Annotated in this window: 15 protein-coding genes and 4 pseudogenes; 12 read left to right on the top strand and 7 right to left on the bottom strand. The window is 67.5% G+C overall.

Features of this window, described 5'->3' with window-relative positions; genetic code table 11:
* The first annotated feature begins 60 nt into the window (after nucleotides 1-60).
* From OG331_RS04555 to OG331_RS04530, 6 genes and pseudogenes are all read left to right on the top strand, one after another.
* On the top strand, nucleotides 61-1,377 hold the full coding sequence (locus OG331_RS04555; RefSeq protein ID WP_406191783.1) for an IS701 family transposase: 1,317 nt from the start codon (nucleotides 61-63) through the stop codon (nucleotides 1,375-1,377).
* A 211-nt stretch (nucleotides 1,378-1,588) separates the two neighbouring features.
* On the top strand, nucleotides 1,589-4,108 hold the full coding sequence (locus OG331_RS04550) for a tyrosine-type recombinase/integrase (protein ID WP_406191781.1): 2,520 nt from the start codon (nucleotides 1,589-1,591) through the stop codon (nucleotides 4,106-4,108).
* Nucleotides 4,105-4,479 carry a hypothetical protein gene (locus OG331_RS04545; RefSeq protein WP_406191779.1) on the top strand — a complete coding sequence of 125 codons (375 nt, stop codon included), beginning with the start codon at nucleotides 4,105-4,107 and terminating at the stop codon, nucleotides 4,477-4,479. The genes OG331_RS04550 and OG331_RS04545 overlap by 4 nt, the downstream gene beginning before the upstream one ends.
* A gap of 167 nt (nucleotides 4,480-4,646) precedes the next feature.
* Nucleotides 4,647-4,880 (top strand): hypothetical protein, encoded by a 234-nt coding sequence (locus OG331_RS04540; RefSeq protein ID WP_406191777.1) that lies wholly within the window; start codon nucleotides 4,647-4,649, stop codon nucleotides 4,878-4,880.
* 104 nt (nucleotides 4,881-4,984) lie between these two features.
* A pseudogene (locus OG331_RS04535) lies at nucleotides 4,985-5,131 on the top strand (IS3 family transposase); the annotation flags it as partial.
* A 181-nt stretch (nucleotides 5,132-5,312) separates the two neighbouring features.
* Nucleotides 5,313-5,771, top strand: coding sequence for a transposase (locus tag OG331_RS04530; protein WP_406191775.1), 459 nt, complete (start codon nucleotides 5,313-5,315; stop codon nucleotides 5,769-5,771).
* Between the two features lie 31 nt (nucleotides 5,772-5,802).
* Here OG331_RS04530 and OG331_RS04525 read toward each other — a convergent pair.
* Together OG331_RS04525 and OG331_RS04520 are read right to left on the bottom strand one after the other, a co-directional pair.
* A pseudogene (locus OG331_RS04525) lies at nucleotides 5,803-6,048 on the bottom strand (IS1182 family transposase); the annotation flags it as partial.
* 60 nt (nucleotides 6,049-6,108) lie between these two features.
* A complete protein-coding gene (locus OG331_RS04520) occupies nucleotides 6,109-6,747 on the bottom strand; it encodes a flavin reductase family protein (protein ID WP_406191773.1) in 639 nt (212 codons plus the stop codon).
* Nucleotides 6,748-6,819: 72 nt separating this feature from the next.
* Here OG331_RS04520 and OG331_RS04515 point away from each other — a divergent pair, with 72 nt between their 5' ends.
* A complete protein-coding gene (locus tag OG331_RS04515) occupies nucleotides 6,820-7,152 on the top strand; it encodes a hypothetical protein (protein WP_406191771.1) in 333 nt (110 codons plus the stop codon).
* An 88-nt stretch (nucleotides 7,153-7,240) separates the two neighbouring features.
* Nucleotides 7,241-7,714 carry an ATP-binding protein gene (locus tag OG331_RS04510; RefSeq protein WP_406191769.1) on the top strand — a complete coding sequence of 158 codons (474 nt, stop codon included), beginning with the start codon at nucleotides 7,241-7,243 and terminating at the stop codon, nucleotides 7,712-7,714.
* 256 nt (nucleotides 7,715-7,970) lie between these two features.
* On the opposite strand, the pseudogene OG331_RS04505 reads toward OG331_RS04510, so the two are convergent.
* Both OG331_RS04505 and OG331_RS04500 read right to left on the bottom strand, forming a co-directional pair.
* Nucleotides 7,971-8,171 (bottom strand): annotated as a pseudogene (locus OG331_RS04505) (cold-shock protein); the annotation flags it as partial.
* 971 nt (nucleotides 8,172-9,142) lie between these two features.
* Nucleotides 9,143-10,093 carry a helix-turn-helix transcriptional regulator gene (locus OG331_RS04500; protein WP_406191767.1) on the bottom strand — a complete coding sequence of 317 codons (951 nt, stop codon included), beginning with the start codon at nucleotides 10,091-10,093 and terminating at the stop codon, nucleotides 9,143-9,145.
* A gap of 63 nt (nucleotides 10,094-10,156) precedes the next feature.
* On the opposite strand from OG331_RS04500, the gene OG331_RS04495 reads away from it, so the two are divergent.
* Nucleotides 10,157-10,531 (top strand): VOC family protein, encoded by a 375-nt coding sequence (locus OG331_RS04495; RefSeq protein WP_406191765.1) that lies wholly within the window; start codon nucleotides 10,157-10,159, stop codon nucleotides 10,529-10,531.
* A 1,507-nt stretch (nucleotides 10,532-12,038) separates the two neighbouring features.
* Nucleotides 12,039-12,953, top strand: coding sequence for an RNase adapter RapZ (gene rapZ, locus OG331_RS04490; RefSeq protein ID WP_406191763.1), 915 nt, complete (start codon nucleotides 12,039-12,041; stop codon nucleotides 12,951-12,953).
* 104 nt (nucleotides 12,954-13,057) lie between these two features.
* On the opposite strand, the gene OG331_RS04485 is transcribed toward rapZ, so the two are convergent.
* The gene (locus OG331_RS04485) at nucleotides 13,058-15,544 is read right to left on the bottom strand and encodes a hypothetical protein (protein WP_406191761.1); all 2,487 of its coding nucleotides are present in this window, start codon (nucleotides 15,542-15,544) and stop codon (nucleotides 13,058-13,060) included.
* Between the two features lie 329 nt (nucleotides 15,545-15,873).
* On the opposite strand from OG331_RS04485, the pseudogene OG331_RS04480 reads away from it, so the two are divergent.
* Nucleotides 15,874-16,210 (top strand): annotated as a pseudogene (locus tag OG331_RS04480) (Mu transposase domain-containing protein); the annotation flags it as partial.
* A 92-nt stretch (nucleotides 16,211-16,302) separates the two neighbouring features.
* Entirely contained in the window at nucleotides 16,303-16,560 is a 258-nt protein-coding gene (locus OG331_RS04475; RefSeq protein WP_406191759.1) for a hypothetical protein, read from the top strand.
* 221 nt (nucleotides 16,561-16,781) lie between these two features.
* Here OG331_RS04475 and OG331_RS04470 read toward each other — a convergent pair whose 3' ends face one another.
* The gene (locus tag OG331_RS04470; protein WP_406191757.1) at nucleotides 16,782-17,231 is read right to left on the bottom strand and encodes a single-stranded DNA-binding protein; all 450 of its coding nucleotides are present in this window, start codon (nucleotides 17,229-17,231) and stop codon (nucleotides 16,782-16,784) included.
* Nucleotides 17,232-18,059: 828 nt separating this feature from the next.
* Nucleotides 18,060-19,541 carry a helix-turn-helix domain-containing protein gene (locus OG331_RS04465; RefSeq protein WP_406191756.1) on the bottom strand — a complete coding sequence of 494 codons (1,482 nt, stop codon included), beginning with the start codon at nucleotides 19,539-19,541 and terminating at the stop codon, nucleotides 18,060-18,062.
* Nucleotides 19,542-19,574 lie beyond the last annotated feature (33 nt).

The raw sequence follows: 19,574 nt of genomic DNA, 5'->3' as shown, positions 1-19,574 counted from the left end.
ACGGTGGCCGCGGAGGCCACGATAGCGGAGCAGACGTGGGGCGAGACATTCGGGAGGGTCATGGCAACCGTCGCGGGCTGTTTCACACGGCGTGAAACGCGGGCGACAGCCGCCGAGTTGGTCGCCGGACTGTTGCTGGAGGTGGACACGCGGAACTGCTGGACGCTCGGGCAGGCGTTGGGACATCCGGGCCCTCACCGGCTGCAGCACCTGTTGTCCCGTGCCCGGTTCGATCACGATCGGGCGGGGAAGGAGATCGTCCGCCTGGTGGCCGGTGAACTCGCCGGGCAGGACGTGGTGTTGGTGGTGGACGAGACGGGCGATGCGAAGTCCTCGACGGAGTGTGTGGGAGCCGGACGGCAGTACTCGGGTGCGATCGGCGGTGTCGGTCTGTGTCAGGTGGCGGTGCATCTGGCGGCGGTCTCCGCGACCACGAAGGTGATCATCGACCGGGCCCTGTATCTCCCGGCGGACTGGGCCGCGGACGAGGAACGCCGCGAGGTCGCCGGGGTGCCGGAGGAGGTCGGGTTCGCGACGAAGCCGCAGCAGGCGCTGTCCATGGTCACCGGCGCACTCGCCACGGGGATCGAGGCACGCTGGTTCGCGGGCGACGAGGTGTACTGCGGGCGTGAACTGCGCCGGGGCATACGCTCACTGGGTCTGGGCTACACGGTCGGCATCGCCGCTACGTACCAGGTCACCGACGGGGGCGGCCGCCGGTGGGAGGCCCGCAAACTGATCAACAAGGTGCGTCCCGAGCAGTGGATGCGCCGGCAGACCGGACACGGCACCAAGGGCACCCGCGAGTACGACTGGGCCTGGCTCGACGTCCGCCCCGACGACACTCCCGACGAGAACGAGAACGAGAACGAGAACGAGAACGAGAACGAGAACGAGAACGAGAACGCGGCCGGGGCGGGGACGAGCGTGCTGGTCGCGCGGCGGCACCGCTACACCGGCGAGGTGTCCTACTTCCGCTGCTGGGCACCCGGCGACGTCGCCCTCGCCACACTGATGGAAGTGATCTCGCGCAGGTGGCGGATCGAGGAAACGTTCCAGCTCACAAAGGGCTTCACCGGGCTCGACCAGGGTCAGGTGACCTGCTGGAACTCCTGGATGCGCTGGTCACTGTTCTCCCTGTTCGCCGCCGTCGTCCTCGCTCTCACGGCCGCAGCCATCCATGAGGGCTCCGAGCGGCAACCCGGACTCGTCCCGCTGACCTGTCCCGAGCTCATCCGTCTCCTGCGGGCCATCGTGCTGCCCCCAGCCGCCCGCGACCGTGATCATGTCCTGCGCTGGATCGCCTGGAGGCGCCGTCACCAAGCCGTCGCAACCGCCTGCCACCAGCAACGACACCGCTGCCACGACCAGCCGTGATCAAGAACTACAGCTGCCGTGTCGGACACGCCCATTTATCGACCACTCAAATATATATTTCGGCTCCGGTCGAGGACGTGATCGCCAGCGTGCTCGCGCACCACACCCGCCAACGCGGCGATGCCGATCGGCAAGCCGGCGGGGCTGGAGCTCAGGAGCCTCTGCGGTATCGGCCCGAGTCACTCGACATCCTCTTCCGCAGGGACGAGCCATGAACGTCGTCAAGGGACGGCACCGCCATGTCGACCCGCCGTCTCTCGCAGCCGACAAGCCCGATGCGTTCGGCCGGCCGACGGACGACGTCGCAGAGTTGCTCATCCGGTTTCCGCCCCGCTCGACCCCGGCCACGTGGTCGGCCACCGAGCGGACGCGCGAGCAGGTCCTGGAATGCCTGTTCGCACCGCCGTTCCTGCCCGACAACCCCACCAGCCAGGCCCAACGCCGCCGTGGGCTTCGACGGACGCTGGACTGGCTCGCCGACCAGCCCGGTGACACCTGGCAGCAACGCTGGAGCGCCGGCGGAGCCGAGGCCACCGCGGGCACCGCGGCCTGGCGGGCACTGGTGATGGACTGGATCCGCTCCAAGGAGATCGGATTCGTCGAGGACTCCTATCTTCACCTCGGCGGCGCTCTGCGGACCCTGATCTGCGCCGATGTGATCCGTCCGTCCCTGCACTGGCTCACCGCCCCCACCACGGTCCGCTACCTGGCCGCGGACATGGCACGCGTCCGCGATCCCGAGACCTTCGCCGAGTTGAACGCCTTGATGGAAGACGGCACGGAGCGGTCGATGGACAAGCCGCCGCCTGCGACCAGGATGGAGGTCCTCTGCCGGATCGCCACGATCATCGCGGCCAAAGGCGGCGGTGTCCGCGACATCGTCGTCGGCGATTGCCTGGAGCTGCTGGAGTACATCTCCGAGAAGGGCGTCGGCAACCGGCGCAAGCGCAACAATCTGAGCTTCTACCAGGCACTTCACACGCTCGACGTGTTCCCGGAGGACGCCCCGAACACCGTGCGGGTGTTCCGCACCCGAGGCCAACTGCCCATCGAGGAGCTGATCGACCGCTATGACATCGTCTGTCGTCCGGTCCGGGACCTCATCGTGGACTACCTCCGAGAACGCCAGGTCGGGCTCGACCACAGCAGTCTTCGTCACCTCGCCTACCAGCTCGGGCGCCTGTTCTGGAAAGACCTCGAGCTGCACCATCCGGGCATCAGCGACATCCGGCTCACCCCGGCGGTCGTGGCGGCACGGAAGAAGCGGATCCAGGTCGTCACCACCAAACGCGGCACCCGGCCCCGCGCCGGCGCCCTGAACTGCCTGACCACCGTGCGCGCCTTCTACCTGGACATCGCGCACTGGGCCACCGAGGATCCCGCCCGCTGGGGGCCGTGGGTGGTTCCCTGCCCGATCCGCCTGGAGGAGGCATCCCACGCCAAGGAACGTCAGCACCGCAAGTCGCGGATGGACCAGCGGACCCGCGAACAGATGCCGATTCTGCCCGTCCTGGTGGCCACGGCCGACCGAAGACGGCGGGAGAGCGCCGAGTGGCTGGCGGCCGCCCAACAGGTCGCCCCAGGCCAGGAGTTCACCAGCGGGGATCAGCGACTGCGCCGCTCGGTCACGACCCGGCAGGCCGGCGCCCGGATCTGGGCCGACGACCCGGAAACCGGGCAGCGCCGGGACCTCACCCTCGAAGAACACCGCGGATTCTGGACCTGGGCCGCGGTCGAGGTTCTTCGCGCCACCGGCCTGAGGATCGAGGAGCTGAAAGAACTCAGCCATCACAGCTTCGTCCAGTACGTCCTGCCCTCCACCGGAGAGCTCATCCCGCTGCTGCACATCGCCCCGTCCAAGACCGATACGGAGCGTCTTCTGGTCATCTCCCCAGAGCTGGCCGACGTCCTGTCGGCGATCGTCTCCCGCGTCCGCGACAGCAGCGGAGCAGTCCCGCTCGTGGTCGACTACGACCGGCACGAACGCACCTGGAACCCGCCCGCACCGCTGCTGTTCCAACGACGCCTTCGAGTGGAGAACCGGCCGATCGCCGAAGCCGCCATCCGCGGTCTGCTCAAAGACGCCCTCACCGAGTCCGGGATCACCGATGCCAGCGGCCAGCCTCTGGTCTTCCGTCCCCATGACCTGCGCAGGCTCTTCATCACCGATGCCGTCATGAACGGCATGCCGCCGCACATCGCTCAACTCGTGGTCGGACACAAGGACATCAACACCACGATGCATTACAAGGCGGTCTATCCCGAAGAAGTCATCAACGGGCACCGAGCCTTCATCACCCCTCGCCGATCGCTCCGCCCCACCGAGGAGTACAGGCTGCCGACCGAGGAGGAGTGGGAGGAATTCCTCGGCCATTTCGAACGCCGCAAGGTCGCCCTGGGCACCTGCGGGCGGGCGTTCAGCACTCCTTGCATCCATGAGCATTCCTGCTTGCGATGTCCTCTCCTGCGGCCCGAGCCGACCCAGCGAAACCGTTTGGCCGAAGTACACGACAACCTGCTCGCCCGCATCAACGAAGCCCAACGCGAAGGCTGGCTCGGCGAAGTCGAAGGACTCAAGGTCAGCCTCGCCGGAGCCCAGCAGAAGCTCGCCCAAGTCGACCAGATCATCCGCCAGAACACCGCCGTCGACCTCGGAATGCCCGCTGTCCCTTCGCACCTCGTCGGCAGCCACATCACCAGCGGACGCCACCCTTGGAAAGGATCCGCATGACCGTCCCGGACGAACACCTCCACCTGCGGCTGCGAGCACACGCCCGCGGCCTGCACAACTCGACCGCCGCCGTCGAACTCCTCATCGCCCACCGCTGCTGGCTCCACCGCGCCGACTTCCGGGACCAGTTCCTGTTCACCGGGACCGACTTCGACACCGCAGAAGTGACCACCTGCATCGACTGGCCTCGCTCCGTGATGGCCCTCAACCGCGGACGTCTTCCCTGCTCAGGAAGCGAAGCCAGGATGCTGCGAATCGCCGCCAGCATCGGCGAAGGTGTCCCCGTCGACCTACGCGAGGCCCTCACAGAACTCGACACCGTCAATACAGCCCTGATCGCGAACGCCGTCACCCGCGCGACCGGACACTGAACCGCAGGCCAGAATCACGAACAGCGACGAGTCACAAGTTCAGAGAAGACTCTTCCAGCCCGCTGGCATGCCTGCTGCACGGCCAGCCGACCCTGCGGCACAAGATCAAACTCGGTGTCCTGGCCGCCCTCGACCAGCGCATCCAGGTCCGCTACAACATGCCGTCCATGACCGGAGAGGAGACCAGTTCCTATCTGGTCCGCCACCTCGCGCTGGCCGGCCGCACCGACACCCTGTTCGCCGACGACGCGATCACACTGATCCACGACACCGCCCGCGGCTATCCCCGCGCCGTCAACAACCTCGCCGTTCAGGCCCTGTTGTCCGCCTGCGCCGAGGGCAGACCCATCGTCGACGAGACCAGCGCATGCGCCGCTGTCGCCGAAGTCACCGCCGAATGACGACCGCGCCCACCCTCGGCACCGTCAACATCCCAGTGACACCATGAAGATCAAACAGTCCGCCGGAACCCGAGCCGTGCGAGCGCCGGCGGCGCGATGCGGAACTGACCGAGCACACCCGCAGGATCCACGCCGACTCCGGCGGGATCTACGGCTCGCCCCGCATCCATGCCCAGCTCAAACGGGAGGGCGTGCACGTGGGCCGCAAACGCGTCGAACGCCTGATGCGCCAGGCCGACCTGCAAGGCGTCAGCCCGCGCCGCACCAGGGGCTTCACCCGCCGGGACCCCGACGCCGGCCTCGCCGCCGACCTGGTGCAGCGCGACTTCACCGCGCCCGCGCCGAACCGGCTGTGGGTCACCGACCTGACGATGATCCCCACGCACGAGGGGCCACGTGGCTGTCAGCCATCCGTGACGCTTCTCCCGCCGCGTGGTCGCCTGGGAGACCTCCCACAAGGCGGACGCCGACCTGGTCCTCACCGTCCTGGAGTACGCCCTCGCCTCCCGCGAGGTCACACCCGGCACACTCGTCCATCACGCCGATCACGGCTGCTCCGGGCAGTACACCTCCGTGAAGCTGACAACAAGACTGGTCAGGGCAGGCGTTGAAGCGTCCATGGGGTCGGTCGGCGACAGCTACGACAACGCCCTCGCCGAGAACCTGTGGTCCACGATCAAAACCGAGTGCATCCGCGGCCGCGTCTTTGCCACCCGGGCCGAGGCGAACCTCGCGCTGTTCGAATACCTCGACGGCTTCTACAACCCCCGCCGCATCCAGAAACGGCTCGGCTACCTCAGCCCCATCGAGTACGAGGAGAAGCACTACGCCGAACAGGCAGCAGCCGAACGGACGAACCTGAACACCCATCAACCCCAGCTGACCAGCTGACCAACACCTCCCGAGCAACGGGGGAAGCTCAGGGCGGGTAGCCGCGCTTCTCGGTGTAGTCGGACAGGATCGGCGCGAGGTCGAGCGCCTGGTCAACCAGGTCGGCGACGAAGCGGGCCAGGTGGTCTTCGGGCAGCCAGTCGTCCAGTGACGGCGGCAGCAGCAGGATCTGGTGCGGGTCGAATGCCCGGAACCGCTTGTACACCACCGTCGGACGTGCCCGCGGCTGCTTCGGCTCAACCGGCTCGGCATCGAATAACCCGTCCCTGTGGCGCATACCGTGATCATCTCGCACGAATGGTCACGAGATGCAGGCGGGTGGCCGCCGGATGCCTGCTCAGGCGACCGTCGACTGGAGCTGGTGCGGCATGTTCCAGCCCTCGGCGAGCCTCGACGGGTGAACGTTGTGGCCGCCGCCGAAGAACTCGCAGAACTTCATGATCAGCGGGTCCCAGCCGAGCGGGTCCACGTAGTGCGTCCCCGGGATGACCAGGTCTTCCGCGACATGGGCGCGAAGGACTTCGACCTCGAAGGCGGTGGCGTGCGACTCGGGGCCGCCGAAGGGATGGGCCGAGGCGACCTTGCACTCCAGCTGGACCGGACATTCCGCGGCTCTGGGGGCCCGGACCAGGTCCGATGCCTGCTCGGTCAGGTGGGCTGCCGAGAACTTTTCCGGCTCGTACCGGTAGCCCTGCTCCTTCTTGTAGTCCGGCATGGCCTGCTTCCCGGTGGTGAGCGCGATCCGGTCGACAGCATCGACCATCGCCGACGAGGGCAGGTTGAGCACGCACTCGCCCTCCCGCAGCAAGTTCGCGGTGGTCTGGGCGTTGTTGCCGAGACCGAGCATGCAGGACTGGCCCAGCCACCACGCCGAGGACATCGGCGCGAGATTGGCCGTGCCGTCTTCGTTGAGTGAGCTGATCAGCACCACCGGAGTTCCGAAGTACAGGACCTTGAGCCCGGGGACGACGTGCATGCGCTGTGCCTTTCGCGGAGTGCCAGACGGACAGGCCCGCGATCGGGAACACGAGCCTTCGCTGACTCTCTCGTGAGCGAGCCACTGGCACTGGCGGAAATGCGACATCGCGTTTCGGGCGAGGGAACGATCATCCGATGCCAGAACCAGCCCGGCGTCGGTTACTGGGACACGCTCCTAGCCGCCGGCGCGTACGGCACGGTCACGGGGTTGATACCGGATGACCTGCAGCGCATGGGCGAACTGGTCCGCCAGTACGCGAGTCTGCCGCTCGGCGGCACGGACGCGTCGGTCATTGCCGTCGCCGGGCGGATCAAGACGCTGCGCGTCGCCGCACTCGACAGACGCCACTTCACCGTGGTCCGCTCCCGCCGCGGTGAAGCGTTCACGCTCTACCCAGCGTGACTCATACCTCGTGCTTGACCGGCCTGATGTGAAGGTTCGGGGGCAAACGAGCGAAGCACGTGTGGGCGCGGGGCGAGGGCGGGTCGGCATGGAACAGACAGCAGGCGGCGAGGACGGGCAATCGCTGCTGGGGGACGTTCTCTCGGTGTCCGGCGCGTTCGAGGGCAGCGAGGACATCGCCGTTGCCCGCGGCCTGGCCCGCTGCTTCCTCACCGATGTGCAGGCCGTGCACGGGCTGCCGGTGTCCGGACGGGCGATGGGCATGGTGCAGCTCGTCGTCAGTGAGCTGGTTACCAACGCCCGGAAGTACGCGCCCGGACCGTGCCTGCTCACCCTGGAGATCAGCGGCGGTGCCATCGAGGTGGCCGTGTGGGACAGCAACCCGACCCCGCCGGTGATCCTCGCGCCTGACCCGACCCGGATCGGCCGGCATGGGCTGGAGATCGTTATGGCGGTCGGCCAGAGCTTCGCCATCCACCGTGAACCGGTGGGCAAACGGATCACCGCGGCGATCGTGCTGGCCGACGACCCCGGCGGGGATATCACCGGCCGTCAGCTGTGACAGCGTAAGACCCGGGTGTACGGGTAGCCATCTGGAGCCGGCCGGGGAAGGGCCATGGCGCCTGGGGAGGTCGCAGGGTCCTTCCCTGTCGGCGGGATCCGGCGACTGGCACCCACAGCCGGGGCAGGCATCGGCCGCTGATTCCTCCGCCGGCACCACGATTTCCGTTTCCGTCCGGCGTCTCTACGCGGAGTTTCACTGAACGGGCTTGACCTCGTACTCCGCGGTTGGGCGGCGGGGCACTGTCCGGGGGGCATGCAGGGGTGACGTTCTCGGCCTGCAGTCCCTTGTGTCCCTGGACGACCTCGAAGCTGACCTTCTGGCCCTCGTACATTTCCCGGTAGCCGGAGCCGGTGATGCCCGTGCAGTGGACGAACAGGTCGGGCCCGCCGCTGTCCTGCAGGATGAACCCGAATCCTTTTTCTGCGTTGAACCACTTCACCGTGCCGGTGGCCATGGGCGTCCTCCTGCCGTCGATGATCAACCAGCAGAGCACTGTGCTACAAACCGTGTCTACCCGATGCCCGTTGCCGGCTGTGCCGAACGGGGACGTCGCCAACTGACGACCGCATGCCCTTTCTGTGGGTGAGGGCCCCGGGACTTTCGAGGCCATGACGTCCCGGGGCCCCATCTCACCGGCAGGCTCAACCGGGAGGAGCGGATACGCACCCTGGTTGAGCCGGCCGAGGGCGCTCGGTCGCCCAGGGTGTACATCCGCATTCGCGCAGTTCAACGACGTTGCGGGAGGAAGGATGCGGGCGGATCGGCCTTGGGAGGCACGTCGGCCGACGTCTCGTCGGCGGTGACGTGGCCGCCTGGTGGTCACGCGCCACCGCCTGACCCCGGGCCAGAGCCGTGCGGCGTTCCTTGGCGGCTCTCGCGCTTGCAGCAGTCGGCCCGCACCGAGCAGAGGAGGGCGCGGACCGACTGCACCACGGCTGTCTTCCAGAGGTGTGTCCTCATCGCGGCAGCCGGAGATTCCGGCCGGGGGGTGAAGCCGGTTTCCTGCTCCGGAATCTCGCGGAGATGAACGAGTGAGGTGATCAAGCAGTTACGGCGCCAAGGCTGTCCGCTGGTCACCTGCGGGTCAGGGGCTTTGGCCATGGCACGAAGCTTGCCGAGAAGGAGGCGGCAGTCGGCGACGGCGTCGTGCGGCCCACCGAGGGGCTGGCTGCAGTAGGTGCCACGCTTGGCAGACCACAGACCGCAGACCGCAGACCGCAGACCGCAGACCGTGCCACACCGCGTAGGGCACCATGGCGTCGTGCCGGCGCAAGCGACCAGGCCAGGCCCGGGCGGCATGCACGTCGCCGAGGTGACGGCGCAGTTCCCGCTGGAATACTCCCCGGTCGAAAGCGGCGTGGCCACCACGGCATGCCCGTCCAGCACTTCGGCCAGCCGCGGCAGCAGCCACCTTGATTCTTGCCGTCAGCTGTTGGCTGCCAGGAGGGCTTGGGCCCGCCGGGCAAGTGCTTCGCGCACTTCGTTCGGGGACAGCACGGTCGGCGGGGTGCCCAGGTTGAGGAGGTAAGCGGCCAGGTGCTCGGCGCTGTTGCCGCCGATCCGGACCACGGTGGCTTCGGGGCCGTCGGGGCTGTGGGTGCCGATGGTGGGCGGGACCGCTTCCAGGGCGCGGTCCAGGGGCAGCGGAAGGCGGATGGTCGTGTACACGGGGTAGGTGACGCTCGCGATGCCCCGGGAGACCAGCTGCGCTGCCTCAGGGGGATCGGTCAGGTCGGATGGTTCGGTGGTGGAGTGCACGTCGCTCACCCGGTCGGCGCGGAACGTGCGCCACTCCTGCTTGACCACGTCGCGTGCCACCAGGTACCAGCGAAGGCCGGTATGGACCATGCGGTAGGGGTCGACCTCCCGGACAGTGGCGCGGCCGGCGTGGTCTCGGTAGGACAGGGTCGCGCGCAGCCCGCTGCTGCAGGCCCGCGTCAGTTCCAGCAGCATGGGCATGTCGATCTGCGGTTCGCCGGAGCGGGGGGTGTGATCGAGGGCTCCCTCCAGTACGGCCATCTGGTCTGCGAGGTGTTTGGGCAGGACCTGGCGGAGCTTGAGCAGCGCTGAAAGGGCGGCTTGACCGGTGCCGAGGACTCCGCTGAGAGCAGCCTCGCGCAGGCCGACGGCGACGGCCAGAGCCTCCTCGTCGTCCAGCACCAGCGGTGGCATCCGGGCGCCGGGACTGAGTCGGTAGCCGCCCCAGGGGCCGGGCTCGGACTCGACGCCGTAGCCCAGGTCCCGCAGCCGGGCGATGTCCCGGCGGATCGTGCGGTCGGTGACCGTCATCCGCTCGGCCAGGTCACGACACGTCCACACCGGGCGCGCGGACAGCAGCGACACCAGGCGCAGCAGGCGGGAGGAGGTCCTGGTCACAGTCAACAGTGTCCACCATGACCAGGACACAAGCTGTCCTGGTCATGGCCTACCGTCCGGTTCATGAGCACACCCGAGATACGTCTCCTCTCCATTGACTTCGACTGCCTTGACCCGCATGAGCCGGCGCGCTTCTACAGCAGTGCCCTGGATCTGCCCGTGCTCTACAGCAGCGACGACTTCGTCCTGCTCGGCAGGGAAGGGGCGCCCGGCCTCGGCTTCATCCGCCAGGCCGACTTCCGCCCCCCGACCTGGCCCGATCCGGCCCAGGGCAAGCAGGCTCACCCGGAACTGAGCGTCGACGACCTGGACGCCGCCCAGGAGCGGATGCTGGCCCTGGGCGCCACTGTGCCGTCCTTCCAGCCGCGCCCCGACGCATGGCGGGTACTCCTGGATCCGGCAGGTCATCCCTTCTGCCTGGCGAAACACGGAATCTGAGCTGCCCTTATGGCGAGTTCGAGGCCGGTTCCGGCAAGGAATGCGGTGAGGAGTCCGCCCCGGATGACAGGGCAGCCACGGCCGACACGCCGACTTCCAAAACCAACCGGCCGGGACACGTCTGTGCCGGGTCGGGCCGCGGACGGACACCGCGCCGCCGGCATACCCTGGGACAGCCGGCCGGCAAGGCAGACGGTTCACGCGGCACCCGGCCCGCCGTCACTACGGCACGCTACGAGGTCGTGTCCCGCGACGTGGCGGAGAGGATCAAGCGCTGGGCGTTCCGGGGCCGAGGCCCAGGGAGATCTGGAGATCTGTGCGGAGGTGGCTTTCCACGAAGCCTCCTGGCAGGGCGAGCTGGGCGCCCGGTCGGGCCGAGCCACCGTCCCTGGTCTGCGCATTCCAGTGCCTTGATCCCCTACACCACCTGACGGGACGCCACCCGCTACGAGCGGCCAACCCAGCCTGAGCGCGCCCCGCTCCATACAGGTCGGCGGTTCATGCCTCGGTTGCGGCCGGCGCACCCTCAGCTTCGACCCTCGCGCGTACGCCGCCCGGCCGGCCGGCTGGAGGCAGCCGGCCACGCCGTCGCCCTCACCCGGGCGGACGCCCTGGCGGCCGACCCCCTTTTTGGGACGCCTTTTTGGGACGCCGGTCGGGCCCTCAGCGGCCCCTCACCAGCAGGGGGGCCGCCATCCCGCCAGGTCGGGCGAGCCGTGGCCGGTGCGGCCGGTGGCGGCGGGGTGTGCGGGCCGGTGGCAGTTCCAGCACGTGGTGTCGGTGTCGTACCAGGCGACATCGCACTGCCTGCATACGAAGCGTTGCGCGACGATGGCTCTTTGTGCGGGGACCTGCGCGCTGACGGCTTTTTGTACCGGGAACACAGGCGGGCACCACTGTCCTTGTGCAGGAAGCGGGGCCATCGGCGGGTGCCATGTCTCGTGCTGTGCCGGAGGCGCGTCGGGCGGGATGGGTTGCGGCATGCTTCGCATCCTGGCGCGGCGGGGGAGTGCGCTGGATGGGCCTTCGGGCACTTCCTCGGGCAGCTGTAACGTCCCCCACCGGTTGGGAATGCCCGGCTCCCGGTTCGGGCAGGTGACAGTCCCCTGTGGCCGTGCAAGAGCCTGCAGCGGTCCGCCGACAGGCACGCCGCAAGATGCCCGGAGCCCGCCCGTCGTTGTCCACGCAGCCCGCCCGGTCCCCTCAAGGTGCCGATGTCCGGTCGAGTCGGTGTGCTTGTTGAGCGGCCCGTTGGGGCGGTGTTCTTCCGGCTGGAAGGTGATGGGGTGAGCACCCCAAAGGGGCCTGCCTCGTTCACGTGTGGACCGGGTGCGTGTCCGGGGCGGGGCTGCGGTCCCGCAACCGATACCGGCCCCCCTGGTGCATCAGTTCCGAGGAGGCCAGGAGCAGCCGCCACGACCCAGCTGACGGCGGCTGACCCCGACACGGGCACGGACCCCGGGAACGCCGTGACCGCTGGGCCCGCAAAGAACGACGAGGGCACAAGATGACCGAGTGCGACCCGCAGCCCACAGCGCCGCGAGATCTGCAGACCATAGCGGCCCTCCCACAGCTGCTGTTCGTCTCCGGCATGTCCGGAGCGGGCCGTTCCACGGCGGCGAAGTGCCTGGAGGACCTCGGCTGGTTCGTCGTCGACAACCTGCCGCCCGCGCTGATCCTCACCATGGTGGAGCTGGGGGCCCGCTCCGGGGGGAACGTGGCGCGGATCGCGGTGGTCGTGGACGTACGCGGCCGCCGCTTCTTCGACGATCTACGCGAATGTCTCGCCGGCCTCGAGGCCAAGCACGTCACCCGGCGGATCGTCTTCCTGGAATCCTCCGACGAGGCCCTGGTACGCCGCTTCGAGTCGGTGCGCCGCCCGCACCCCCTCCAGGGCGACGGCCGTATCGTCGACGGCATCGCCGCCGAGCGCGAGCTGCTGCGCGAGCTGCGCGGCGACGCCGACCTGGTGATCGACACCTCCAGCCTCAACGTGCACGAACTGCGCGCCAAGATGGCCGCCCAGTTCGCCGGCGAGGAGGAACCCGAGCTGCGGGCCACCGTCATGTCCTTCGGCTTCAAGTACGGCCTGCCCATCGACGCCGACCTGGTCGTCGACATGCGCTTCCTGCCCAACCCGCACTGGGTGCCGCAGCTACGCCCGTACACCGGCCTCAACGAGGAGGTGTCGGCGTACGTCGCTGGCCAGCCCGGCGCGAAGGAATTCCTCGACCGCTACGCCGAGCTGCTCCAGCTCATCGCGGCCGGATACCGCCGTGAGGGCAAACGGTACGTGACCATCGCCATCGGCTGCACCGGCGGCAAGCACCGCTCGGTCGCCATGTCGGAGAAGCTCGCCGCCCGTCTCGCCTCCCAGGGAGTGGAGACGGTGGTCGTACACCGGGACATGGAATGCGAATGACGGAGCATCCTTGAGTGCAGGCCCAGCCGTTGGCCCCCGGTGAGAGGCCACGCAGCCACAGCCAATAGAGCGACACCCAACTACGCAAACCCCGGGACACGCCGTCAGCGGTATGTACCCGGATCGCGGAATATTCCCTGTGCTTCCAGCCGGCGCAGCTGTTTACGGATCTTGCCGGCGGTTCCTGCCAACCCCAGTTTCTCACCCAGCCTCTCGATCGCTCCCTGGATACCTTTGGGGCTTGTTGGCGCCCCATTTCCCGTTCTTGCAGCTGTACCGGCGATGATCTTCACCGTGTCATAGCTGAGGGCTGCGCCGAGCAGCCACCACTCCACCTCGGTGAGACTGTCCAAGGCGCCCTGCACGTCCTCGGCGGCCGGTAGGGGGGCGGGACCCGGCCTGTAGAGGTCGGGGTTTTGCAGTTCGCCGTTGTGCTCCATGGCGTGCAGCTGCTCGCGGATCTCCTGCGTAGTTCCCTGCAGACCGAGCTTGCCCCCCAGGACGTCGATTGCCTTCTCAATGCCTTGCGGTGACGTGGGTGCGCCGGCGGGTTTGGCCTGCTGGGCGATCTTCCGGAAATTGTCGGTGCTGAGGGCCGCGCTGAGCAGCCACTGTTGTATGGGGGTGAGACGGTTCAGGGTGGGCTGCATGTGCTGGGCGGCGGGTTGGGGGGCGGGAGCCGGTATGTAGAGGTCGGGGTTTTGCAGTTCGCCGTTGTGCTCCAGGGCTCGTAGCTGCTCGCGGATCTCCTGCGTAGTTCCCTGCAGACCGAGCTTGCCCCCCAGGACGCAGATCGCGTCCTTGATGCCGGACGCTGCGGTGGGTGCGCCGGCGGGTTTGGCCTGCTGGGCGATCTTCCGGGGATTGTCGGTGCTGAGGGCCGCGCTGAGCAGCCACTGTTGTATGGGGGTGAGACGGTTCAGGGTGGGCTGCATGTGCTGGGCGGCGGGTTGGGGGGCGGGAGCCGGTATGTAGAGGTCGGGGTTTTGCAGTTCGCCGTTGTGCTCCAGGGCTCGCAGCTGCTCGCGGATCTCCTGCGTAGTTCCCTGCAGACCGAGCTTGCCCCCCAGGACGCAGATCGCGGCCTGGATGCCGGTATCTGTGGTGGGTGCGCCGACAGCTTCGGCCTGCTGGGCGATCTCCCGAGGATTGTCGGTGCTCAGGGCCGCGCTGAGCAGCCACTGTTGTATGGGGGTGAGACGGTTCAGGGTGGGCTGCATGTGCTGGGCGGCGGGTTGGGGGGCGGGAGCCGGTATGTAGAGGTCGGGGTTTTGCAGTTCGCCGTTGTGCTCCAGGGCGTGCAGCTGTTTGCGGATCTCCTGCGTAGTTCCCTGCAGACCGAGCTTGCCCCCCAGGGCGCGGATCGCGCTCTCGATGCCGGTATCTGTGGTGGGTGCGCCGACAGCTTCGGCCTGCTGGGCGATCTCCCGGGAATTGTCGGTGCTCAGGGCCGCGCTGAGCAGCCATGGTTCGTAGTCCGGTTGCTTCCGTTGGCGTTTCCTGGTGGGGGTGGGCGGGGGCTGGGGAGCAACGGTTTGCTGCAGGTCGTGGTAGGCGGTTTCCGGGTCGGTGTATGTCCTGCCGAGCCGGTGGCGGGCGAGGGCGATGATGTAGTTTGCGACGTCGATCTGCTGGACGTGTGCCCTGCCGCTGATATCGGCCAGGGTTGTGTGCAGGGGCAGGCGCCGGGCGAGGCAGGCGTTCACCAGGGCCTCGTGGTCCGGCGCGGGTGCGGCAGCGGGCACCGGGCCCGGGGTCCCCTGTCCGGCGCCGGACGGGGCCTGTTCCTTTGCCACGATGGCCTTCCAGGCCTGGTCCCAGTCCAGGCCTTGCAGGCTGACGGAGGAGTTGTAGGCGATTCGGGCCAGTGAGTGCTGTACCCGTTCCCGGCTGAGGTCCCACTGGGCAAGGTAGGCGGCCAGAGCGTCGAAGGTCAGGGCCTGCAGCTGCGGGTCGCGGACGCACCCGAGCACAGCCGAATCGTCGCTCTGATCCCGGTCCCCGTCCTGGTTCTGGTAGACGGTGGTGGTGTGCCCGGTTGCGGGCGGGGGCGCGGTGGCCGGGTGCTGCTGCCCGGCGGCGGGTGTGCTGCTGGTGACGATGGCCTGCCACAGGCCGTCGGGGTCGGCGCCGGCGGTGGGAAGGCGCAACCGAGCGGCCAGCCTGAGCAGCCAGCCGTCGATTTCTTGCGTCTCGTACTGCCATTGCGTCATGACGCCGGCACAGACCTGCTGGTACGAATAGCGGGCGTAGCCGTAGTCGATACACCACTGCAGCAACTGGCGGTCGTCGCCGATACCGGCGCTGGTGTACGGGGCCGGGGCAGTGGTGGGCACCGCGGCGTAGGCGACGGCGGTCGGCGGCCCGGCCGCCGCGGCCGCCTCAGCCGCCAGATGTGCCACTACCAGGGAGGCCAGGTCCTCATTGCCCGCGACGGTGATCCCGTAACTGTCCGCGACCTCCTTCAGTACACGGAGCGCGTCATTTCCCAGCTGCTCCGTCACACCCTGGCCGGTCCAGACGTCCGGGTCGCCCAGCCCGTTCAGGGCATTCCACACCCGTTCCTGGGACGTCGCGCTCTGTCCGAACAAGGACTGTGCCCCAGGCGCCGGTGTGGGTACAGCTGCCTGCTGGGGCTGCCGGCCCGAAGAAGAGTCATCCGCGTCAATCCAGGAACCGTCATCGAGGTCGAATTCCCACGGGTTCCACTCTGTCATCGCGCCTCCAAGCCTTGTCCGCCCTCCGGCACATCCCACCGTAGGGGCGCACTCCTGCGGGCCCTGCGCACCTCCAGGCAGCAGGACATGCACCACCAGCTGCCTCACACACTGCCCCGCAGAGGGCTGAAGGGAAGTGTCATCCCTGAAACGGCGGGGCCGGTCAAGGCCTGGTCTTGTCCGGGTTCTTCCTGTCGAGCTTCGTCCGTGATCATGTGCCGGCAGGCCGGGCCTTCTCCTCCATCGAGGAGATGAATGCCGCCTTCGCGGCCTGGGTGCCGCTGCGGCGGAGGCTCTGCGTCCGTTGCCGAAGTCCCCCTATGTGGTTGCCCAGCGGCATCTGCGTCACGTCGGAGGGGACTGCTTGGTCGCCTTCGACGCGAACCTCTACTCGGTGCCCGCCCGCAAGGTCCGCCCCCGCCGGCTGGTCGGGATCAGGGCCACGAAGTCTCAGGTCACACTGCGCTCCACCGTCGCTGACGCCGTTGCCGGACGTTGCTGGCCGTCCACTCGCGGGCGCTCGGCCGTGGAGCCCGCGTGGATACCCAGTCGGTCAAGGGCGCCTCCACCGTCGGCCGCAACAGTCGCGGCTACGACGCCTCGAAGAAAATGGCCGCAAGCGACATATCACCGTGGACACGCTCGGTCTGCCCATGATGATCACGGTGATGCCCGCCGACCTCCAAGACCGCGACGCCACCCGCGACACCTTCTGGCGGCTGCGTCTCACCCAGCCGCAGATCACCCAGGTCTGGGCCGACCGCGGCTACGCCGGCGAACTCGCGGACCGGGCCCGCAAACGCCTCTGGCTCACCTTGCGCATCGTCTCCCGCCCCAAGGGCGCCAAGGGTACGTCGTGCTGCCGCGCCGCTAGAAAATCGAATGCATGATCGACTGGTGCATGAACAGCCGCATCGTGCGCGACTACGAACGCCTCCCGCAGCACAGCGAAGCCCACCTGAACTGGGCACTCATCAGCATGATGACCCGGCGCCTGACCGGGAAAAGCCCCGCGCCAGCCAGTGGACGAAAGAGCCAGGCCCAGCAACAACTGACGCGCTCGTCCCAATTCTTCTGCACGTCGCGGTTCACGTTCACGGGCGGCGACCACTCAGAACGGGTGCGAGTCCCCCTCGGCGCTGGGCTGTTGAGGCTGCTGACGCGGCGCCGGCGCGGATGCCCCACTCCCGCCAGGCCGATAGGTCTTGCTGACCGACACGGTCGCATACGCAAGGGAGACCGCGATGTCTTCGGCATCCATCTCGACGACCGTGCGGCGCTGTCCCTCGTTGTCGTCGAAGGTCCGCTGCTTGAGTCGTCCGCTGACGATGACACGCGTGCCCTTGGTCAGCGACCCGGCAGCGTTCTCGGCGGCCTGCCGCCACAGCGAACACCGCAGGAACAGCGGTTCACCATCTACCCACTCCGCCCGCTCACGGTCATACGTCCGCGGCGTGGACGCCACCGTGAAACCGGCCACTGGAATCCCTGAAGCGGTGAACCGAAGTTCCGGGTCCGCAGTCAAGTTCCCCACAATCGTCGCCAGCGTCTCGCCCGCCACTGCCCATCACTCCCGCCGGATCGTCCAAAACCTCCGCCCACAGTAGCCCGTCGCCCCGACACTCCGGCGCCCGAACTCAGGCCATGAACAGCCGCTTTCAAGTATTCAGGAAGTAAAATATCTACTGAACACCGGCAGGAAACGTGACACCTGATTCCCGGACTCACCGACAAACCCAGGAGCCCCGAACCACAGGCCGCCCCGGCCCCGTCACGCCCTCAGCCGGCACCCTCACCACCTCTTCAGCATCCGCTACGAAGGATGGCCTGAGAAAAGAAGGTCCCACACTTGCTCGCGGAGCTTACGCTCCGCCTCAGTCGGCTGTTGGCCGCCCGTGAGAGCCTCAATCCACTGCCGCGCGAAAATCCTGAACATCCCCACTCCCGCAGTAGTCGAGAAGGATGTCCAGCTCATCGGCGTCAGCATCGGACCAGGTCTCCACGTCTCCCGTTACACGGCTCTTGCCACTCCGATCACCAGGCCACAGACGCCACTGTGGTCCATCAGCACCATGTCCAGAAGTCAGTCCTACAACCAACTCCCTTTCACGTTCAGGACACAACCCACCAGCCCACCCGGCAGCACGAACGCGCGATGAGAGTCCGCGACAAGTTCGCCCCCCGCTGCCGGTCCTTTCACGGCAGATCAGCTGCGCCGACCAGGCACTGAAGTCGACCACTCCCGGGTGGCCGTCCAGCGGACCCGGCCGACGTCTACTGTGCCGGTCTCCGGCACAGTAGACGTCGGCACGGGCCCGGTGGCCTGCCTCCGGTGGCCATGGTGGTCCGGATCTCCATGTTCGTCCGCAGGGCAGACAGGGCTATCAGTTCAGTCGGTCCACGAAATCTTCCGCCCCGTTGCCTTCTGGTAGAGCCGGCGCAGCTCCGTGCGGACGCTTTCCTTGTCTTGCAGTCCTGCCGTCAGGAAGTTGATCCACTTGTTAACTTTCTCCTGGCTCTCTACTGCAGGTTCCTTGCTCCCGTGCTCCCAATTCGCAATCGTTGCGTGCGATACGCCGACTGCAGCCGCGACATTTGTTAGGCGGAATTTCCCCTCTCCGCGGAGTTGACGCATCCGTTCCCGGAATGCCAGCATTGCGGGATCCCTGCCGCCTTCCCCGCCTTGGTATATTTCATTATAGAGCGTTTGAAGCTTTTCTTGAATTTTTGGGTTGCCTGTCACCGCCTGGATCCAGCGGCGTGCCCTGTCCGGATCGATGTAGCTGCCGGACTCGCCTCTCCAAATAAAATTCTGTGTGACACCGAACCTGTCTGCAATCTGCTGCTGCGTCAGGTTTGCGCGCAGTTCCTTCATTGTCTGGCTGAAAGCGTTTTCGCCAACGGCGCGTTGGCGTTGGCGTTGGCGTTTACGTTGGTTGTCTTTTTGTTCAGTGAAGTTAGGGTCTGGTGCGGGTTGTTTCCGCTTCCCGGGCCTTGATTGTCCGCTCGAGGATGGTGGAGCCGGGTGGGGTGTGGGCTGGTTTCGGGAGTGCTGCTGTTGGGTCTGGGGGTCGGGGGTCCAGGTGTATGTGGGTTGCTGGGGCTGGTTTTGGGTTTGCTGTTGCTGGTCGGCGAGGGCCCACTGGGTTGATTGCCAGGCGTAGGCGATTTGTGCATCGAGGGTTATGGAAGCGTCGGCTCGCTGGCGGTTGTATTGCCGCAGGTATGCGATCCGTCCGCGGGAAGACTCCCAGGCAGCGGTCCACCAGGCTGCGGGGTCGTCGTCGATTTCTTCCTCCTCCAGGAGTTGCGCCAGGCCGTCGGTGATGGTGTCCCATGTGGGTTGCTGGTCCATCAGGGCAACCCACGTGTCGAGCATGCGGATGAGGGCACCTTCGTCCATCTGTGACCAGGCGTGTGTGGCGGGGGGGTGGACGGGCGGGGCCGCGGCTGGTGCGGGTTGTGGGGGCGGATCGGGTGTCCAGACGTAGCCGGCTCCCTGGATCTGCTGTTGCTGTTGCGGGGCGGATACGGGTCCGGCTGCGGGGCGGGCGGCCGGCTGGTAGACGGCGTTGTACCACGTGTAGTAGGCGCCGACGAGATCGTCCCAGGCATCCTCGGCCCCATCGGCAGTAATGGGGCGGTTGCCGCACAGATTCGCCACGGTGGGAGAACTCCCGTACATCTGGCACAGCCACAGCTCATGATCGAGGTAGCCGTCGTTGTAGTGGGTCTGGAGCTGGTGGCCAAGCCATTGGAGATCAGGGTTTTGAAGGGTGGTGGACTGGAAGAGGATCGCCTGGAGGATGTTTTCCTCCTCGTTGCCGGCCTGCCCGGCGCTGCTGGCGGCAGGAGGGGGGTAGTTCTCCATTGTGTCTGTTCCGTTCTCCTGGCCCCGCCCCCC

It is taken from the genome of Streptomyces sp. NBC_01017 (genome assembly GCF_045162795.1).
In the GTDB taxonomy this organism is placed as follows: Bacteria; Actinomycetota; Actinomycetes; order Streptomycetales; family Streptomycetaceae; genus Streptomyces; species Streptomyces machairae.
Note: the sequence above shows the minus strand (reverse complement) of the source record. Positions and strands in the feature narration are given on the sequence as shown.

Coding starts and splice junctions, on each gene's coding strand:
- rapZ (WP_406191763.1), top strand. CDS start 12,039: ATGACCGAGTGCGACCCGCAGCCCACAGCGCCGCGAGATCTGCAGACC.
- OG331_RS04540 (WP_406191777.1), top strand. CDS start 4,647: ATGACCGGAGAGGAGACCAGTTCCTATCTGGTCCGCCACCTCGCGCTG.
- OG331_RS04555 (WP_406191783.1), top strand. CDS start 61: ATGGCAACCGTCGCGGGCTGTTTCACACGGCGTGAAACGCGGGCGACA.
- OG331_RS04550 (WP_406191781.1), top strand. CDS start 1,589: ATGAACGTCGTCAAGGGACGGCACCGCCATGTCGACCCGCCGTCTCTC.
- OG331_RS04520 (WP_406191773.1), bottom strand. CDS start 6,747: ATGCACGTCGTCCCCGGGCTCAAGGTCCTGTACTTCGGAACTCCGGTG.
- OG331_RS04545 (WP_406191779.1), top strand. CDS start 4,105: ATGACCGTCCCGGACGAACACCTCCACCTGCGGCTGCGAGCACACGCC.
- OG331_RS04510 (WP_406191769.1), top strand. CDS start 7,241: ATGGAACAGACAGCAGGCGGCGAGGACGGGCAATCGCTGCTGGGGGAC.
- OG331_RS04465 (WP_406191756.1), bottom strand. CDS start 19,541: ATGGAGAACTACCCCCCTCCTGCCGCCAGCAGCGCCGGGCAGGCCGGC.
- OG331_RS04495 (WP_406191765.1), top strand. CDS start 10,157: ATGAGCACACCCGAGATACGTCTCCTCTCCATTGACTTCGACTGCCTT.